The sequence below is a fragment of the Cohnella faecalis genome, assembly GCF_003570905.1.
In the GTDB taxonomy this organism is placed as follows: domain Bacteria; phylum Bacillota; class Bacilli; order Paenibacillales; family Paenibacillaceae; genus Cohnella; species Cohnella faecalis.
The window spans coordinates 24,106-42,907 of sequence record NZ_QXJM01000017.1; the positions used below are offsets into that span (position 1 = coordinate 24,106).

The window sequence follows — 18,802 nt, forward strand, 5'->3', positions numbered from 1 at the left end:
ATACGAAGGGTATCGTGTTGCTAAACAACCGATAATTTGCTCATGCCCGCAATCTCGGAAGGACGGCCCGATACGACGAGCCGAATACCGCAATCGTCCCGCCATTGTAATGTTTGCAGCAGTTTCCCATATCGTTTGCAGGCACGTGTTCAGTTTCCTGATGCTCGTTCGCTGTCGGTCAATCTTCTGGTGCAGTCTTCTTCGCAGAGTCAGGACATCTTCTCCAGCATGTAGGCTTCGCTTTTGCTGGTTGCCCAAGGTCGGCAAATGTGACGGAAGCTCATACCTTCCAAATACCCGGTTCCAGTAATTGTGAAGCGCGCACATCTTGTTTTCCCAGGCCACTTAATATACTGACGTGTATCGGTGTAAACAGGCCCAAGCCATGCGGTTTTGGCTCTCGCAGCGATTGATAAATGCAACAGTTCTTTGGCTCACGACCGAAGAACACCAGCCTTACCCATCAGCAATATGGTGAAAGCTCAATACCATCGTGTAGCCGCGGTTCCTTTGCGGAATACAAGCAGCACGCATTAAGGAGCTTCGCTCAGATCGAATCCTTGCGCCCTTGTCTTTTGCTTGAATTGTTCGAATCACGCCGTTTGGTTCCTCGATACCGTAACTCGCGAGGTTTCAGATTGGATTTGACTGCGGGCGCTCCCTTAACACCATCGTGCAACAATTGTTGCTTCTCCATAGGGAGATAGGCGCTCCTAGTTACAGGTCGGAAGATGTCATAGGCGTCAATCAACCGTATTTATGGCTTTTTTCAAACAATCCGACATCGAAATAGCCATCGATCTTAAAGCTGTCTGTCAAAATAAGCATCGTGTGAGCCGGGATCGAATACATGGTGGAACAGCATCCCCTGCTGTAAAGGGCTAATGGATAGACGTGTCTACTTGCCCACATGCATGAATGCCTCGTGGATTTGATCCAGCGCTTCGATGGACAGTTCGTTGAACAATAAATCGCTTGCGTTTTTCCGTCTCTCTTCTATTGCGCAATGCTCGATGATGGCTTCCAGATGACGCTTGTACCCGGCTGCCAGCTTTCAATCGTATCCGCTTCATAGCCTTTCCCGTTGTAATCGATCGTAAGCTGCAGGTGCCCGCCCAGGACCATTCCGTTGATCGACAGCGTCGACGTTCTTTCGCCGTTCGGACTGACCGAGCTGCCCGCGCCGTACCTCGATCCCGCAAAAAGTCCCGTTTCCACGTCCTGGTCAAATTGTCCCAGGTAGTTGAAACTGACCTCCGGCTTCAGCTTCCATGTCCGCCCTTCAGCAGCTGCCTTCCCGTACTTTAACAACCGTATCCGATCCCTTTATTCGGGACTCGGCGCAGGTGTTCTTTTACCGTCTTGATTTGGTACGATAGCTCCCGACTTTGTTCCATCTCCAATATCACGGATATTGGGTGGTAAACCACCCCACCGTCCGGCTGATATCCACTTCATGACCGATCTCTTCCCGGCCATGTCCCTCCAGCTCAATGGCCGCTTGCTTACTGTCATTCCATTCGCCGATCGCCAATCCCAACGCCGTTAACAAAATATCGTTAATTTCCGTGTTGTACGCCTTGTTGACCTGCTTCAGCAGTTTTTCCGTCTGTTCTTCCGTCAGGGTCAAGGATACATGCCGCCGTCTTTCATGAGGCCTGCTCCGACTTCAGAATCCTTGCGAAGCGGCTTGACTTCCGCGCGCTCAACGGCTTGCCAATATTCGGCTTCTTCCAACACCTGCCCTGTTGGCGTAGCCTTGCAGCGCCTTCGCCCATGTCTGGTAGGAATCGGTTTTCGCCGGAAAACGGATCGCCTCCCCATTCATTGCCTGACGATAACCCGTATTTAAATCTTCCAGCACAATCCGCCAAGATATCCCGTCCACAACCAGATGATGGACGGCCAGCAGCAAATGATCTCCTTCGGCCGTTTTGAATAATCCCGCTTTTAACAGCGGCCTTTGCCAAGATCCATGCTCGCTTGAATTTCGGTGGCACATGCTTGAATCACTTCTTCTTCAGCCTGCTGATCCCCCGTGACATCGCGAACCTCAAGGTGGAAGACTTCTCCCTCCATCCCCCGGTTCCGCTGCGTATACCCCTCGCTGCCCGGGTGATACACCATTCGCAATCCGTCATGATGCTCAGCCAATTTCGCGAGAACCTCACGAACGATCCGCTCGTCAAATCCGTCTTTACGGTGCAGCATCACAGCCTGGTTACAGTGCTGCCTGTCCGTGAAGTTTTGTTCGAAGAACCAGCGCTGGATCGGCGTGAGTTCCACTTCGCCTTCCACCAAGCCCTGATCGATCGTTCTTCCCACAGGACGGAGACAAGAACTCAGCTCCCCGATCGTTGGATGCTGAAATAAGTCTTTGATCTCCATCTTCAAGTGATGGGCATGCAGGCGCGCGGAGATCTGGATGGCTTTGATCGAATCGCCGCCCAGTTCAAAGAAGTTATCCGCGATCCCGATGGCCGAGACGCCCAACACCCCTTGCCAAATATTCGCGAGGGTTTCTTCCAGCGCATTTCTTGGCGCCTCGTACACCGTGCCCCTCTCGAGCGTTCCTTCTGGCGACGGCAATGCCTTCCGGTCCAGCTTCCCGTTGGGCGTCAGCGGCATCTGCTCTACCCGCACGAAGAACGACGGGATCATGTACTGGGGCAACATTTCCGACAAACGCTTCCTCAGTTCCGCTGCGCCAAGATTGCCGTTCGCGACGAAATAGGCGCATAAATACGCGCTTCCTTCTTCATCCTTACGCGCGATGACCGTTGCTTCCTTGACCGATTCGTGTGATCGAAGCGCCGATTCCACTTCGCCCAATTCGATGCGGTGGCCACGGACTTTCACTTGCTCGTCGATCCGTCCCAAGTATTCGATGTTCCCGTCCGGCAGCCAGCGCGCCAGGTCTCCCGTCCGGTACATCCGCTCGCCAGGTGCGAACGGATTGGCCACAAATTTCTCCGCGGTGAGCTCCGGCTGATTCAAATATCCACGTGCCAAGCCAGCTCCCGAGATGCACAGTTCTCCCGGTACTCCGATCGGTTGCAATAACCGTCCGCCGGCATCCACGATATGCACTTTCGTGTTCGCAATCGGGCTGCCGATCGTAAGTTTCAATGCACGCTCTACATGCCTCAAATAGGACGTTACCACGCTGTTCTCGGTAGGACCGTATTCATTCACGATTTCAATATGTCCGTACCTGCCAACCGTTTTCTCGATAACTCCAGAATCTGCTTTTTCTCCGGCTAGCGTGATAACTTGCAAATGCTCAGCATCTTGTGGCGATAAATATTCTTGTATCGCCTGAAACAAAGAAGGTACGCAAATGAAATGACTTACTTTTGAAGTGGCGATCGCTTTCACGATCGCATACGGGTTTCTTGTGTCTTGCAACAGGATGGCTCTCGCACCGGACAGGATAGGCGTGAAAAAGCTGGTCACAAATCCATCGAATGAATAGGAAAACAATTGCAGAACGCTATGCGTTTCGTTAAATCCATACGCCTGTTTGCGCCAAAGCAGCGCATTGATTACTCCGTCTTGCTCGATCATGACGCCCTTCGGCTTCCCGGTGGAGCCCGAAGTATAGATCACATACGCCAGATCTTTGGAACTGCCCGTGTGCGCGAGATCGGTGTCATCCAGGGCGTACAACCGCTCGTCATCGACATGCAGCACTTCTCCCGCGAATCCCATCGTCTGCGCTTCCAGCCGTTTCTGCGTCAGCAGAATATCCGCTCCGCTGTCCTCCAGCATGTACCCGATTCGCTCCGCCGGATAGTCCGGATCGATCGGCAGGTACGCCCCTCCGGCTTTCAGGATCCCCAGGATCCCCACGATCATCTCCAGCGACCGCTCCGCCAGGATCCCCACGATCCGATCCGCTCCAACGCCCTTGCCCCTCAGCACTCTCGCCAGTTGATTCGCTCGTCCGTTCAGTTCCGCATACGTCAGCGACTCCGACTCCAATACGACAGCCGTATGATCCGGTGTCTTCTTTACCTGTTCTTCAAACAGCCCGTGAATCGTTTGATCCGCCGGATACGATGCCTTCGTGTCGTTGAACGCATGCAGAAGCTGGCGCTTCTCTTCTTCCGTCACGATTTCCAACTGATCGATGCCTACATGCGGGGTTTCCACGACCTGGCCGATGACCTCTTGCAAGTGCCCGCGTATTCTCGCTACCATTCCTCGATCGATTCGCGCCGCATTGTAGCTGAATTCGATCGTCATTTTCTTGCCAGGCAAAATCATGATACTAAAGTCATAGTTGGTTTGTTCAAACGTCTCTACGTTGCTAATCGCAAACCCGATGCTTTGTCCGCTCGATTGTTCGATGGCTTCTCCGATCGGGTAATTCTCGAACACCATGACATGATTGACCAATCCTTGCTTCAGCGGAGAGCTCGCCTGAATTTCGTAAAGCGGATAATAGTCGTACTCCGCCGACGAAAGCGATGACCGTTGCACTTGTTTCACAAGGTCGGAAAAAGTCATGCCTGGCCTGCTTTGAATACGAACGGGTATCGTGTTGATAAACAAGCCGATCATTTGCTCAATGCCCGCAATCTCGGAAGGGCGGCCCGATACGACCGAGCCGAATACCGCATCGTCCACGCCATTGTATGTTTGCAGCAGTACTCCCCATATCGTTTGCAGCCACGTGTTTACCGTTACCTGATGCTCGTTCGCTGTCCGCGTCAATCTTCTGGTCAAGTCTTCTTCCAGAGTCAGAGACATCTTCTCCAGCATGTAGGCTTCGCTTTGCTGGTTGCCCAAGGTCGGCAATGTGACGGAAAGCTCATACCCTTCCAAATACCCTTCCCAGTATTGCGAAGCCGCCGCACGATCTTGTTTTCCCAGCCACTTAATATACTGACTGTACGGTGTAACAGGACCCAAGCCATGCGGTTTTTGCTCTCGCAGCGATTGATAAATCGCAAACAGTTCTTTGGCTACGACCGAAAGACACCAGCCGTCCATCAGAATATGGTGAAAGCTCCATACCATCGTGTAGCCCGCTGTTCCTTTGCGGAATAAAGCCAGCCGCATTAACGGACCTTCGCTCAGATCGAACCCTTGCGCCTTGTCCTTTTGCTTGAATTGTTCGATCACGCCGTTTTGTTCCTCGATACCGTACTCCGCGAGGTCTGCAAGCTGGATTTGAATCGGGCGCTCCCTTAACACCATCTGCAACAATCTGTTGCCTTCTCCATAGTGAAACACGGTCCGGAAGATGTCATAGCGCTCAATCAACGTATTTATGCTTTTTTCAAACAATCCGACATCCAAATAGCCATCGATCTCAAAGCTTGTCTGCTCAAAATAAGCATGTGAGCCGGGATCGAATACATGGTGGAACAGCATCCCCTGTTGCAAAGGAGCCAATGGATAGATGTTGTCTACTTTGCCCACATGCATGAATGCCTCGTGGATTTGATCCAGCGCTTCGATGGACAGTTCGTTGAACAATAAATCGCTTGGCGTTTTTTCCGTCTCTCTTCTATCCGCACAATGCTCGATGATGGCTTCCAGATGACGCTTGTACCCGGCTGCCAGCTTTTCAATCGTATCCGCTTCATAGGCTTTCCCGTTGTAATCGATCGTAAGCTGCAGTTGCCCGCCCAGAACCATTCCGTTGATCGACAGCGTCGACGTTCTTTCTCCGTTCGGACTGACCGAGCTGCCCGCGCCGTACCTCGATCCCGCAAAAAGTCCCGTTTCCACGTCCTGGTCGAATTGTCCCAGGTAGTTGAAACTGACCTCCGGCTTCAGCTTCCATGTCCGCCCTTCAGCAGCTGCCTTCCCGTACTTTAACACCCCGTATCCGATCCCTTTATTCGGGATTCGGCGCAGGTGTTCTTTTACCGTCTTGATTTGGTACGATAACTCCCGACTTTGTTCCATCTCCAATATCACGGGATATTGGGTGGTAAACCACCCCACCGTCCGGCTGATATCCACTTCATGACCGATCTCTTCCCGGCCATGTCCCTCCAGCTCAATGGCCGCTTGCTTACTGTCATTCCATTCGCCGATCGCCAATCCCAACGCCGTTAACAAAATATCGTTAATTTCCGTGTTGTACGCCTTGTTGACCTGCTTCAGCAGTTTTTCCGTCTGTTCTTCCGTCAGGGTCAAGGATACATGCCGGCCGTCTTTCATGAGGCCTGCTCCGACTTCAGAATCCTTGCGAAGCGGCTTGACTTCCACGCGCTCAACGGCTTGCCAATATTCGGCTTCTTCCAACACCTGCCCGCTGTTGGCGTAGCCTTGCAGCGCCTTCGCCCATGCCTGGTAGGAATCGGTTTTCGCCGGAAAACGGATCGCCTCCCCATTCATCGCCTGACGATAACCCGTATTTAAATCTTCCAGCACAATCCGCCAAGATATCCCGTCCACAACCAGATGATGGACGGCCAGCAGCAAATGATCTCCTTCGGCCGTTTTGAATAATCCCGCTTTTAACAGCGGGCCTTTGCCAAGATCCATGCTCGCTTGAATTTCGGTGGCACATGCTTGAATCACTTCTTCTTCAGCCTGCTGATCCCCCGTGACATCGCGAACCTCAAGGTGGAAGACTTCTCCCTCCATCCCCCGGTTCCGCTGCGTATATCCCTCGCTGCCCGGGTGATACACCATTCGCAATCCGTCATGATGCTCAGCCAATTTCGCGAGAACCTCACGAACGATCCGCTCGTCAAATCCGTCTTTACGATGCAGCATCACAGCCTGATTACAGTGCTGCCTGTCCGTGAAGTTTTGTTCGAAGAACCAGCGCTGGATCGGCGTGAGTTCCACTTCGCCTTCCACCAAGCCCTGATCGATCGTTCTTCCCACAGGACGGAGACAAGAACTCAGCTCCCCGATCGTTGGATGCTGAAATAAGTCTTTGATCTCCATCTTCAAGTGATGGGCATGCAGGCGCGCGGAGATCTGGATGGCTTTGATCGAATCGCCGCCCAGTTCAAAGAAGTTATCCGCGATCCCGATGGCCGAGACGCCCAACACCCCTTGCCAAATATTCGCGAGGGTTTCTTCCAGCGCATTTCTTGGCGCCTCGTACACCGTGCCCCTCTCGAGCGTTCCTTCTGGCGACGGCAATGCCTTCCGGTCCAGCTTCCCGTTGGGCGTCAGCGGCATCTGCTCTACCCGCACGAAGAACGACGGGATCATGTATTGGGGCAACATTTCCGACAGATGCTTCCTCAGTTCCGCTGCGCCAAGATTGCCGTTCGCGACGAAATAGGCGCATAAATACGCGCTTCCTTCTTCATCCTTACGCGCGATGACCGTTGCTTCCTTGACCGACTCGTGTGACCGAAGCGCCGATTCCACTTCGCCCAATTCAATGCGGTGGCCGCGAATTTTCACTTGCTCGTCGATCCGTCCCAAGTATTCGATGTTCCCGTCCGGCAGCCAGCGCGCCAGGTCTCCCGTCCGGTACATCCGCTCGCCAGGCGCGAACGGGTTGGCCACGAATTTCTCCGCGGTGAGCTCCGGTTGATTCAAGTATCCACGTGCCAAGCCGGCTCCCGAGATGCATAGCTCTCCCGGTATTCCGATCGGTTGCAATAACCGTCCGCCGGCATCCACGATATGCACTTTCGTGTTCGCAATCGGGGTGCCGATCGGAATATTAGCGGCATTATGACTGATCGCATAATGGGTACAGATCACTGTGCTTTCCGTCGGACCGTAGGTATTCCTTACTTCGTAGTTATTCAGCTGGTAGCCTTTGACCTTATCTGCGCCCGTAAGCAAAATACGTAAGGAGCGGTTCTCCAGCGCAGCAAACTGCTCATAAACTTGAGGTGGCATCCAAGTGATTGTGATGTCGTTCTCGTGATAGTACCGGTTGAGCTCGTTTACATCCAATCGTATTACATCATCAAGCAGGTGTACCTCTGAACCTGAAATCAAATAAGGAAATAACTCCCACACCGAAGCGTCGAATACACTCGGCGCATACTGGGTGCTTCGATCTGAAGCTGTGATCTTAAATTCATTTCGATGCCACTCACAGAGGTTAACTAGAGACCGGTGTTCCACGATAACGCCCTTCGGTTTCCCGGTGGAGCCCGAAGTATAGATCACATACGCCAGATCTTTGGAACTGCCGGTATGATCGAGATCGGTGTCATCCAGGGCGTATAACCGTTCGTCATCGACAGGCAGCACTTCTCCCGCGAATCCTATCGTCTGCCCTTGCAGCCGTTTCTGCGTCAGCAGGATATCCGCTCCGCTGTCCTCCAGCATGTACCCGATTCGCTCCGCCGGATAGTCCGGATCGATCGGCAGGTACGCCCCTCCGGCTTTCAGGATCCCCAGGATCCCCACGATCATCTCCAGCGACCGCTCCGCCAGGATCCCCACGATCCGATCCGCTCCAACGCCCTTGCCCCTCAGCACTCTCGCCAGTTGATTCGCTCGTCCGTTCAGTTCCGCATACGTCAGCGACTCCGACTCCAATACGACAGCCGTATGATCCGGTGTCTTCTTTACCTGTTCTTCAAACAGCCCGTGAATCGTTTGATCCGCCGGATACGATGCCTTCGTGTCGTTGAACGCATGCAGAAGCTGGCGCTTCTCTTCTTCCGTCACGATTTCCAACTGATCGATGCCTACATGCGGGGTTTCCACGACCTGGCCGATGACCTCTTGCAAGTGCCCGCGTATTCTCGCTACCATTCCTCGATCGATTCGCGCCGCATTGTAGCTGAATTCGATCGTCATTTTCTTGCCAGGCAAAATCATGATACTAAAGTCATAGTTGGTTTGTTCAAACGTCTCTACGTTGCTAATCGCAAACCCGATGCTTTGTCCGCTCGATTGTTCGATGGCTTCTCCGATCGGGTAATTCTCGAACACCATGACATGATTGACCAATCCTTGCTTCAGCGGAGAGCTCGCCTGAATTTCGTAAAGCGGATAATAGTCGTACTCCGCCGACGAAAGCGATGACCGTTGCACTTGTTTCACAAGGTCGGAAAAAGTCATGCCTGGCCTGCTTTGAATACGAACGGGTATCGTGTTGATAAACAAGCCGATCATTTGCTCAATGCCCGCAATCTCGGAAGGGCGGCCCGATACGACCGAGCCGAATACCGCATCGTCCACGCCATTGTATGTTTGCAGCAGTACTCCCCATATCGTTTGCAGCCACGTGTTTACCGTTACCTGATGCTCGTTCGCTGTCCGCGTCAATCTTCTGGTCAAGTCTTCTTCCAGAGTCAGAGACATCTTCTCCAGCATGTAGGCTTCGCTTTGCTGGTTGCCCAAGGTCGGCAATGTGACGGAAAGCTCATACCCTTCCAAATACCCTTCCCAGTATTGCGAAGCCGCCGCACGATCTTGTTTTCCCAGCCACTTAATATACTGACTGTACGGTGTAACAGGACCCAAGCCATGCGGTTTTTGCACTCGCAGCGATTGATATATCGCAATCAGTTCACTAGCAACCGTTGACACACTCCATCCGTCCAACAGAATATGGTGAAAGCTCCATATACTGCGGAAAGATTGATCACCTGTCTTGAATAAATAAAACCTAACTAAATGGTCTTTAAATAAATCGAATTTAGCAATAAGGTCTTTCTCTTTGAAGTGGCTAAATAATTTATCTTGTTCTAAAACTCCTAGAGCTGAAATATCTTCAAAAAATACTTTGGTTGGACGTTCTTCGATTACGATTTGTAATAATTTATTGTCCTTGTTTTGATTATTGAAAATGGTACGAAAAATCTGATGTCTTTCAATTATCTTATTTACACTCTTCTCGAATAAATCGACGTCGAAATCTCCTTTAAACTCCATAAACATTTGCGATCTATATGAATTTGAATCTTGATTAATAAAACTGTGAAAAAACATTCCCTGTTGCAAGGGACTTAAAGGATATATATCTTCTATTTCAATATTAGTGCTCATTCGGATTCTATCCCCTCGACATCGGAATCACTTTTTTAATAGGGAAACAATTGATTTTTTTAAATCTTCCATTTCATCCAAAGATATACTGTTGAATGATAAGTCACTTGGTGTTTTTTCCTTATTCTCTACGCTCAAACAATGCTCTATCATACTTTGTATATGATGCATGTACCTAACCGTAAAATTGCTGATTGTTACTTTAGAAAATACATTCCTATTGTAAGTTGCCGTCATTCGCAACCGCCCGTCCAAAACCACACCATGCATATGAATAATTACTTTTCCTTCGATGTTCTCATTCGTAGACAGGCCGATATCAAAAGAGGACGTAGTAAAATGTTCTGTTTGATTCTCTTGATCAAAATGTACCAGCCTTTGATAGCCAATTTCAGGTCTAATCGTATCCGTCAATGGTGTTGCAAGACTAGGCGTATGCGAGTACCTTAATGCCCCATAACCGATTCCCTCATTCGGTATGTGGCGAAGTTGCTCTTTTACCGATTTGATGACGTAAGATAGGCCTTTGCTAGGATCGGTCTCTAAAATGATGGGGAATCGATTGGTAAACCATCCCATCGTACGTCTAAGATCTATTTGATCTTTAAAAGAGGATCTCCCATAACCATCCAGTTCGATAACCACATGATTACTGTCATTCCATTCATAGATCGCCGTTCCCAATGCCGCTAACAAGATATCATTAGGGTCTGTATTAAATGCATAATGTGTGTTTTTTAGCAGTTCTTCCGTCTCCTGGTCTGTCAGATCAAAAGATTCGTATCCAATGTCTATGTACGAACTTCCTTCGTTCTCATAGTCTTTGGGCAATTGCTTCAATTCAATTTGTCCATTATTTTGCCAATACAAAATATCATTCAAAATCTGCTCGCTGTTCGTATAATCTTGCAATAATCTCGCCCAACTTCGATAAGAATCAGTTTTTGCTGGGAGCTGTATCTTCTCATTGTTCAAAATTTGGTCGTAACTCATGTTCAAGTCTTCTAGCAGGATTCGCCACGATTCTCCGTCGATCACCAAACGAGAAACAACAAGTAACAAGTAATCGCCTTGACCAGTTTTAAACAATCCGCCTTTCAATAATGGACCTTCACTTAGATCTAGACTTTCTTCGATTTCATCGATCCGAGCTTTAATAACTTCATGTATCCGCTCTCCCTGTGATTCTTCGTAGACTTTAAGCTGGAACAACTCTCCTTCCAGTCCTCTGATCCACGAATCGAATTCTCCACTTGTATTGCTAAAAATCGTTCTTAATACGTCATGGTGAGTCACGATTTGCCCAAGAACCTCTCGGACCGCTACCTCATCAATTCCCTCTGATCGAAATAGGATGATTGATTGCGTAGTGGGGTGCTTCTCTATTAATTGATATTCAAAAAACCGACGTTGGTTCGGTGTGAGTCCCACATGACCTTGTACTACTTCTTGATTAATCATGATAGGATTCTGATAAATATAGGAGCTCAACTCACCAATACACAGATGATGGAATAGGTCTTTGACCTCCATTTTTATTTGATAATTTTGCATGCGTGTGGAGATCCGTATCGCACTAATAGAATCCCCACCCAGCTCGAAGAAGTTATCCCAGATCCCTACGCGCTGAACACCTAAAACTTCCTTCCAAATATTTACCAAAATTTCCTCAAGCTTATTTCTCGGCGCCTCATACGCTACTTCGGTTTTAATATTTCCAGGCAGCAGCGGCAATGCCTTTCGATCCAACTTACCGTTGGATGTCAATGGCATCCGCTCCATTTGCACAAAAAAGGATGGTATCATATAAACTGGTAAAATCCTCGTTAAATAACTTCTCAATATTTTTGCACTCAATTGCTCATCAGCAATGAAATAGGCACATAAAATTTTTTTTCCTTCAGCATCCTCGCGAGCAATAACCGAAACTTCCTCGATTGCGTCGTGTGCAATGAGCGCTGATTCCACTTCACCCAATTCGATACGATAACCGCGAATTTTCACTTGATCATCGACACGACCCAAAAATTCGATGTTCCCGTCTGGCAGCCAACGCGCTAAATCTCCCGTCTTATATATTCGCTCACCATGATTAAATGGATGGGCAACAAATCTTTCCGCTGTCAATTCCGGCCGGTTCAAGTACCCCCGCGATAAACCCAAACCAGAAATACATAGTTCTCCTTTAATCCCTATCGGTTGCAATAATTGTTCTGAATTTAAAATATAAATTTGTGTGTTATTTATTGGCTTTCCAATGGTTATTGATGACGAGCTATTTATCTCCGCAACAGTTGACCATACTGTCGTTTCTGTAGGACCATACATATTAAAGATAAGTAATTTGGGGAACGACAAAAGTCGTTCCCTAAGCGTTTCTGAAAAAGCCTCGCCGCCTACTAAAACCACTTTAAGATGGGATAGACATGCATCAGCATTGTTATGATTAAGCAGTAACTGTAATCGCGACGGAGTAGATTGCAGAATGTCCACATTGTGATTTGCAATCAAATTCAGAAGTTTTTCCGGATCATTTTGCTGATGCTCTCCAGCGATCACGACCTTTAACCCTTGCGTCAATGGCAGCAATGTTTCAAGAACAAAGATATCAAAGGAAATTGTCGTCAATGTTATAACTGTATTGAAAGATAAGAACGGAATTCTATCCAACATTCCATGGATAAAATTATGCACGGCCATATGCTCAATCATGACACCTTTGGGTTTCCCCGTTGAACCCGAAGTATAGATGACATATATCAAATCTTCAGGATTACTCCTGTTTTCTAGATTCGATTGATCTTCGTCGTATACTCCCCCATCTTCCAGAAAAACGATTTCTCCCATGAATCCATCTTGCATGTCTATTAGCTGTTTCTGTGTGATCAACAGACCACTGCAACTGTCGCTCAACATATATTCAATTCGATCGAGCGGGTATTCCGGATCGATCGGCAAATAAGCGCCGCCGGCTTTCAAAATGCCAAAAATCGCGACGAACAGTTCTACAGAACGCTTAACCATGACGCCAACGACCCGATTCGATCCAACACCTTTTCTTTTTAAGCCCCGCGCAAGCTGATTCGAAAGTGCGTTCAGTTCCGCATATGTTAATGAACTCGATTCAAATTGGACGGCTACATGATTCGGCGTCCTCTTCACCTGCTCCTCAAACAAATGAACGATCGACGTTTCGACCACACCGTTCACGATCGTTGTATCGTTGAATGAATGTAGAAGTTGGCTTTTTTCGTTATCGTCCAACATTTCAATTTCATTCAAATTTTTGTCATTATCACTTGAAATTTCACGCAATAAGTGCACCCAGTGCTTAGCTAATCGTTCTACAGTTTCCCGTCGGAAAAGCGCGATATCGTATTCAAATTTGAATTCAAGCTCCTTGTTCGTTTCGACCGCAGTTAGCGAGATGTCAAATTTACAAGAGGGATGCGTAAAATCAAATGGCTGAATAGAGATATTCTGAACTTTCCTTTCGATTGCATTCCGGTTTTGCATCATAAACATCGTATCGAAAAGCGGGTTGCGGTTGAGATGCCTTTGAAGGTTCAACTTTTCGACCAATTCCATGAATGGATAGTCTTGATTCTCATAAGCTTGCAGGGCGAATTCCTTGACTTCCCGTAAAAACGCGGAAAATTTCTTATTGCTTTCGGGTCTTGTTCTCATAGCGAGTGTATTCAGGAAGATGCCTAACACCCTGTCCACTTCGGCTTGTTGCCTGCCTGCGATTGGTGACCCTATTATGATGTCTTCTTGCCCAGTATATTTGGAGAGCAAAACACTATACCCTGCCAGCAGCAGCATATAGAGGGTTGTTCCTGACTCCAAGGCTTTTTGGTTTAGTTGGAAAGATAATTCCTTATCTATGGAGATGCTGACTTGGTCCCCTTCAGCTTGTTGCAAGACGAGTCTTGAATAATCTGCCGGAATCTCCAGTATCGGCAGTTCTCCGGTGTATGTCTCTAACCAATACTTTTCCTGCTTTTTAATGTTCTCGCTTTGCATGAAATCTTGCTGCCATACAGCGTAATCCTTGTACTGAATGGGCAATGGCGGCAACAATCCACCCTCATAAAGCTCGATAAACTCTTCAAGAAGCACATTCATCGATACGCCATCAGTAATGATATGGTGGGCATCGCAGATTAATATGTATTCATTTTCTGCAACTTGAACAAGACCCATTCGAAAGAGTGGCGCGCGAGTCAAATCAAACGGTTGGATGAACTCATGAATGGTCTGCTTAAGCTGTTTCATATCCGACAACGTTTTATGCCATATTTCGAATTCCAAATCAGAATGGATCGTTTGAACAGGCTCATCGTTCACAATACCAATCGAAGAACGCAAAATTTCATGCCTTGAAATCAGAGTTCCAATCACTTCTTTAACGCGGTCTATATTTAAAGATCCCTTAATTTGCGCACAGATGGTTTCATTGTAGCGGGTACTTTCCTGTTCGAATTTATGTAGAATGAACATTCTTTTTTGCTGCACAGATAACGGATAATGATTGCTTGAAGGAGCATTTTTTATCGACGAATAACGATGGGTTCGGAAGTGCTGAAAAGAATCGGACAACGCCATGATCGTTGGATTGCGAAAAATTTCCCGAAGCGGAATCTCGATGTCCAGCTCTTTACGAATGCGTGACATCAGTTGAGTCGCCTTCAAAGAATGACCGCCAAGTTCGTAAAAATTGTCCGTGATTCCGACTCGACTAACTCCCAAAACATGCCTCCAGATTTCAACCAGTTTTAATTCCAATTCATTTCGGGGGCCGTGTTGTCAATTCGAAGCGGAATATATTCCCGATGAGAAGGCAACGCCTTTCGATCGATTTTTCCGTTAGGAGTTTTAGGTAATGCGTCAAGCCTGATAAAAAAAGCAGGCACCATATAGGCCGGCAATGAAAACATGAGATGTTCTTTTACTTCAGAGCTTTCGACGTTTCTTTTTGAAACAATAAAGGCACAAAGCTGCATTGATCCATCTAAATCCTCAGTCGCCACAACCACCGCTTCTGAAATCTCGGGATGATGAAGCAGCCTGGATTCGATTTCACCCAGTTCAACTCGATAACCGCGTACTTTTACTTGATAGTCTTTACGTGAAAGAAATCGGATATTGCCATCGGGAAGCCAGCAGGCTAAATCACCCGTTCTATAAATCTTTCCACCTTCATCGAAAGGAGAGTCGATAAACCTTTCGCGCGTCAATTCCTCTCTATTCCAATAGCCCTGTGCGACGCCTTTTCCGCCAATATAAATTTCACCCGCTACCCCGACGGGCACCACCCTCAGCCGAGAATCGAGAATATAGATTTTCGTGTTAGCAATCGGAGTGCCGATGAGTACGCTTGGACTTTCCTTGCGAATGGTGTATGTTGTCGACCAAATCGTAGTTTCAGTCGGTCCGTACATATTGATAACTCGCGCATCTATATTAAGGTTAAGATCATCTGCCAATCGCTCGCTGAATGCTTCCCCTCCAACAAGCAGTGTTTTTAGTGAGCCCAAAAACTTTCTCGACGTCGGATCATTGTACATCATTTGGATTTGTGAAGGTGTACCTTGCATGATGGTAATCGGTTTGATTTTTGCGGAATCGTCTTTGCTGCTCTTCGATTTACTGGAAAGATCATTTTTCATATCCGCCAATCGAACGAGACTTCCCATAACGGAATCTTTATCAAGACCAAAATCGATCAGACATGCAAATTCGTTTACCCCTATGCGGGCCAATTCATTTGCGGTTACCGTGCAAGATTCTTTTGTCCCTAAAAACGCAGAGGTAAACCAATATTTTTCGAAAGCCAACTCGACCAACTCGTCCATGACTAAAGGAGAATTGAGTCCCGCTTCCTCCATATTGACGCCCACGTTCAACGCCAAGTTGCGAATCAACCCAACGCTTGATTTCAAATACTCACAAAAGGATGGCTTTACTTTGCGCTTGACTTCTTCTAAGTCATCGCCAATAAAGGCATGCACCATCAACGTTACCTTACCCGACTCGGGATCAAATCCGTTTTCTTGCAGGGACTGACGGTATGATCGGATATTTTCCGCTAACACATGACGATCTTGCCCCAGCAAATGCGTTAAAATGTTCGCACCAACTTTGCCGGCTTTCACGAAAGACTCCTTTGAACCGCCCGTAGTAATCCAAATTGGCAATTCTTTTTGGACTGGTCTCGGGAATGTCTTGATTTCTACCATTTTCCCCAGGCCGTTCGTTTGCTGTATGGATTTACCGCTCCACAAACTCTTCACATTTTCGATGCAATCGTACATAAAATCTACGCGATCATTATAATGTTCGGGTGCTAACACAAAATCATCCGCATGCCATCCCGGCGCGAAGGAGAGTCCGACACGTCCGTTGGACAGATTATCGACTACTGACCACTCCTCTACTATTCGGATCGGATGATGTAAAGGTGCAACCACGCTCCCAGCGCGGATCTGAATTTGGCTAGTTACAGTAGACAACGCCGATGAAACGATTGACGGATTCGGGAACAATCCTCCAAATTCATGAAAATGCCTTTCAGGAATCCAAACGGCTTTAAAATTCTTTTCGTCAGCAAAGCGGGTTGACTCCATCAATAAATCATATTTGTTTTGCTCATCGTCATTATAGCTGGAAAAGAAAAACAGGCTAAAATCCACATCAAGAGGCTGATGACTGAGATAACGATCGAACTGATCGTTGTTTGCATCGGAAGAATCGTGAACGACGACTGGAATTCCGCGAGATAATGTCCAAAGAAGCTCCAAAACGGAAATGTCAAAAGAAATCGTCGTAACGGACAAGAAACAATCATCATTGTCAAACGGCACTTTCTGATCCATTCCAAAGAAGAAATTCACAACGTTACTATGTGTGACCATAACTCCTTTGGGATTTCCCGTGGAACCGGAAGTATAAATGACATAAGCCAAATCGTTACTGCTTCTATTATTTCGAACTGGAAGTTGGGAAACTCCCGTCATGCTTTCTATCTTTTGATCTAATAGAATCAGGTTCGTAGTGGCGCACTTTTCCAAATAGCGAGAAGTAGTAATCAATGTTTTTATTTTGCTGTCTTCAATAATGTACCGTATACGATCAACAGGAAATGCGGGATCGATCGGCACGTATGCAGCGCCCGATTTGAGTATTCCGAGCAGTGTCACGACCATTGAAACCGATCGATCCAACATCACGCCGATCAAATCCCCAGGCTGGATTCGGTATTTGGAAACCAGTAAAGAAGCCAATTGATTGGCTTGTACATTTAATTGCTCATAAGATAAATCAACATGACCGCTTCTAACAGCAGTCATGTGAGGTGTTTTCTCCGTTTGTTCCTCGATAAATTCATGAATAAGTTTATCATCGTGTTGATCGGCATCCGTTCGATTAAATTCCGTCAACAGTTGATGCTTTTCCTCTTGAGACAACATCTCTAATTCATGAACAGACGCGTTGGGTTGCCTCAGTATATTTTCAATCAGGTGGATGTAATGGCTCATAACTTGATTCATCGAAGAAGGGGAAATCAAATTCTCATCATAAGTTAATTTGATCACAATGTTTCCAAAGGTAGTAAGGGTCAGCACAATATCATAATTCGTCATTTCGAACATGGTATAGGCGTCGATCCCGATTTTACCATTACCGCTATTTAAACCATCGTTTAATGGATAGTTTTCCACAACCACTATGGAGTCGAATAATACACTGTTTTGACTGAGTTTGGTGTTGTTCTTGATTTCTACTAACGAAGAGCCGGACCAGGCATCCCGGTCATGGACATCTTTTAATATTTTTTGAAGAATATCGGTTACTTTTTCATCTTGTCCCGTTTTTACGCGAAGAGGCAGCGTATTAATAAACAAGCCCACGATTTGTTCGATACCTTCAATTTTGACATTCCTTCCCGAAACCGTAGTACCAAAAACAACATCTTCCGAATCATTGTACTTTTGCAGCAATAAACCCCATGCGACATAGAACAAAGTCGCCAAAGTTACCCTCTGTTCCTTGACAAAACGAAGAATACGCGAAGTGAAATCTTCATCGCATGTATATTCAAGATTGCCAATCTTTGGCCGATGGTCGTCACCTTTCTTCGGTTCGAACGGCAACAAGGTATTCGCATCGAAATCTTGAAAATACTTGGACCAGTAAACATTTTCAAGATGTTTATCCTGATTGTGAATCCAATTTATATAACTTTTATAACCACTTTTGGTCCTCTTTGCTTCTCCTTTGTTTCCGGCAAAGATGTCATTGTATGCATCTACGAATTCTTTTAACAATATGCCATAACTCCAACCGTCAAACAGAATATGATGGCTTGTCATGATCATCTCATAAGATTGCTCAGTAACTTTGCAAACCAATACTCTCATGGGATGAATGGCAATATCGATTTTTTTCTTGCGATCCTTCATTTTAATCTTTTCGATTTCGGCCTTGGATTCCTCGTCAGACAAATGAGTAAAATCGAAAAAAGTTATCTTCATTTTTTTTTCTTTTAGTAAAATCTGCACTGGTCGATCAAGCTTTTCCCATCGGAACACGGATCTTAACACATCATTATTTTCAACGACAACATCCCAAGCCTGTACCAATACATGATCCTTTAAATCCCCGGACATAGATAAACTTAATTGCTCCAAATACATTTCCGAGCTGGAGTCTTCTAAATAATAAAACAATAATCCTTCTTGAAGCGGCGTCAACGGAAGAATATCACTCACGTTTTCACGATCTATTTTTTTCTCTCGCGACATTTAGAATCTCCTTCTATTGAACGTATTTATAATCAAACACAACGCTCGCG

Annotated in this window: 4 protein-coding genes and 1 pseudogene; all 5 read right to left on the reverse strand. The window is 47.0% G+C overall.

The annotated features are described in order from the left end of the window. Window positions 1-996: 996 nt before the first annotated feature. Window positions 997-1,311: a hypothetical protein gene (locus D3H35_RS03215; RefSeq protein WP_158593925.1), complete on the reverse strand. Its 315-nt coding sequence runs from the start codon at window positions 1,309-1,311 to the stop codon at window positions 997-999. A gap of 94 nt (window positions 1,312-1,405) precedes the next feature. Next, window positions 1,406-2,002: pseudogene (locus tag D3H35_RS31960) on the reverse strand (condensation domain-containing protein). After that, window positions 1,951-9,945 carry a non-ribosomal peptide synthetase gene (locus D3H35_RS03230; protein ID WP_119147752.1) on the reverse strand — a complete coding sequence of 2,665 codons (7,995 nt, stop codon included), beginning with the start codon at window positions 9,943-9,945 and terminating at the stop codon, window positions 1,951-1,953. Before D3H35_RS03230 ends, D3H35_RS31960 begins: the two are co-directional and overlap by 52 nt. Before the next feature lie 27 nt (window positions 9,946-9,972). Further along, on the reverse strand, window positions 9,973-14,733 hold the full coding sequence (locus tag D3H35_RS03235; protein ID WP_119147753.1) for a non-ribosomal peptide synthetase: 4,761 nt from the start codon (window positions 14,731-14,733) through the stop codon (window positions 9,973-9,975). After that, on the reverse strand, window positions 14,724-18,752 hold the full coding sequence (locus tag D3H35_RS03240) for a MupA/Atu3671 family FMN-dependent luciferase-like monooxygenase (protein ID WP_119147754.1): 4,029 nt from the start codon (window positions 18,750-18,752) through the stop codon (window positions 14,724-14,726). Before D3H35_RS03240 ends, D3H35_RS03235 begins: the two co-directional genes overlap by 10 nt. Between the last annotated feature and the right edge of the window lie 50 nt (window positions 18,753-18,802).

Coding starts and splice junctions, on each gene's coding strand:
- D3H35_RS03230 (WP_119147752.1), bottom strand. CDS start 9,945: ATGAGCACTAATATTGAAATAGAAGATATATATCCTTTAAGTCCCTTG.
- D3H35_RS03240 (WP_119147754.1), bottom strand. CDS start 18,752: ATGTCGCGAGAGAAAAAAATAGATCGTGAAAACGTGAGTGATATTCTT.